At 31.0% G+C, this 2,456-nt stretch carries 1 protein-coding gene; it reads right to left on the bottom strand.

The annotated features are described in order from the left end of the window. On the bottom strand, positions 1-2,424 hold a 2,424-nt coding region (locus tag FFO06_RS20570; RefSeq protein ID WP_201275508.1), incomplete at its 3' end, for an Eco57I restriction-modification methylase domain-containing protein. Between the last annotated feature and the right edge of the window lie 32 nt (positions 2,425-2,456).

Raw genomic sequence — 2,456 nt, 5'->3', positions numbered from 1 at the left:
ATTACCATTTTCAAAAGTCAAAACCACAAACTTAAAGCGACTATCAACATTTTCAAAAATAGCCTTTCTATTTTCAAAACAGAATAACCCAGTGATCTTAGTTTGCGAAAACAACATTTCCCGTAATTGCTTAGTACCCAAATCAGTATAAATACCGCTAGGAATAACCAAACCACATTCACCATTTTCAGAAAGTAAATTAACACATTGTTCCACAAACAACTTATATAAATTAATATCAGTTCCCTGTTTTTTCCCATTAACCACAGAAATCTGATTAAGATATTGTTCCGCACTTCTAAAATATAAACTCACATGAGGATATTGACTTTGATACCTTAACCAAGCAGTAGCAATTTCAGGATTTGCTAATAACTGCTTTTGTTCCTTCTCAAAAGTCTTAATATCCATCTTATTCTTAGTTACTAAATCACTATATTCCGCAAAAAACTCCTTAGCTTGTGGTTTAAAAATCTCCCAAGGAGGATTACCCAAAATAATATCAAAACCACCCTGAGCAATAATTTGATCAAAATGATAACCCCAATGAAAAGGTTTTAAAACCTCCATATCCGCAATATTTAAAACCCGTTTAACAGGTTTACCCTTTAACTGCACTTCCTCATACTTAATCTTTAAATTCCCAAATTCATCTAATAACAATTGATTTAACTTAACCAAAGATTCCCGGTTAACATCATTAATATTACGTTTTAATCTTCCTAAACGATCTTCTTGATCAGTTCCTTCAACTTCTCCTATAATAAAAGCGTGTTCCTTATACTTCCTAATACTTTCATTTTTCTCCTTTAAAATAGCTTGATAATTTTGAGAATTTAAAGACTGTAAAATATTACCTTGTTTAGTTTCTCCCATATAATCAAAACGTTGATCATCAACCCGAATCAAACCAATTAAAGAATTACCGGACATAATGTTAAAATCAACATTAGGTAAAGGTTCTAAATCATCAACAGTTTCCGCAGAAGCCACCAAACTTAAAAACAAGCGTAACTTAGCAATTTCTACCGCTTCCTCCATGATATCCACACCATAGAGATTATCAGTAATTACCCGTTTTTTGATATAATAATCCAAGGAAGGATGATTTTGTTTAATCTTCCTTAATCTGGCTTGATTTTCTGCATTTCCCGAAACTTGAATAAACTCAAAAATGGCGGTATAAATCTTAATTAAATGTTGTAAAGCAGCAACTAAAAACGCTCCACTACCACAAGCAGGGTCTAAAATTGATAGTTGTGGTAAAATCTCATCTAACAATTGCTGACATAATTGATTATTGAGATGATCAAATATTTCAATATTACCAATTTTCCCACTAATAAATTTATTAATAGTCCGTTCACAAAGATAATTAGTAATTTCCGGTTTAGTATAATAAGCGCCAAATTCTTTTTGGTTAATATACTTCTCAAAAATGTACCCCAAAACATCAGGATTAATTTCATTATCCTTCCCGGTTGGAGTATCATTTAAATGCCAAGTATAACCAGAAAATAAGTTAAATATATCCTGAAAAGCAGCATCATTAATTCTAATTTTGCCGCGATATTTCTCTTCAATAATATGGGGTAAAAATAAACCACCATTAATATATTTAATTTTACCAATTAAAGCCGCAGTTTCCTGTTTACGGAACTTTTCAGCTTTACCAAAACCATCAAAAAACAAAGTTTGTAAAAACTGTTGATAATATAAGTCCTTACCCTGAGTTTGACTAACTTTTAACTTATCTTGTAAATAATTAGGATTACCATGATCTAAAAATCCCTTTTTCTGGAGAAAATAAATAAACATCAACCGATTTAAAACCACGGAAGCGTACCAATTAGCATCCTTTGGATTTTCTATCCCTTGAATAACAGCAGCAAATTTTAGATGTATTTCTTGGAATTTATTAAAAAAGTCTTTGGTAACTTTTTCAATATCAAAAGCCTTTTCAGTGCGTTGAGTAACATCAGTTAAAGTGAGATTTTCTTCTTCAGCAAAATCAATAAATAAAGCTTCTAACTTTTGACTTAATAACTCTCCCGACTGAGTAATATTAAAGGTAGTTTCTTTAGCTTTAGTTTTAGTTGCAGACTCTCGTTTGACCCATTGCCAAATTTGTTTTTGTTGACCTTTATCTGTGTAAATAATTAAATGTTCTTGACTATAACTAGTAACTTCAACATCAATCTTTTTTCTGACTTGAGCATTGGGTAAAATCCCCTTTTCTGGTAAACAATGATAAACCATTAAACCACGTTTTTGGCAAATAGCTTCTATCGTATAATTTTCGTCATTGACCTTTAAATAAATAGGAGAAATATCAGCATAATCCCAACCTAGTTCTTCAATAAAAAGCGATGTAAAATCAGCTAATTGCAGGTATTTTTTAACTTGACTACGATTGAACTTCATAAAATGCACTCCTGGGATAAATAAGGTTTTTA

The sequence above is a fragment of the Dolichospermum planctonicum genome (assembly GCF_005402965.1).
GTDB lineage: Bacteria > Cyanobacteriota > Cyanobacteriia > Cyanobacteriales > Nostocaceae > Dolichospermum > Dolichospermum planctonicum.
The sequence above is the reverse complement of the archived record's forward strand: the minus strand, read 5'-3'. Positions and strand labels throughout refer to the sequence as shown.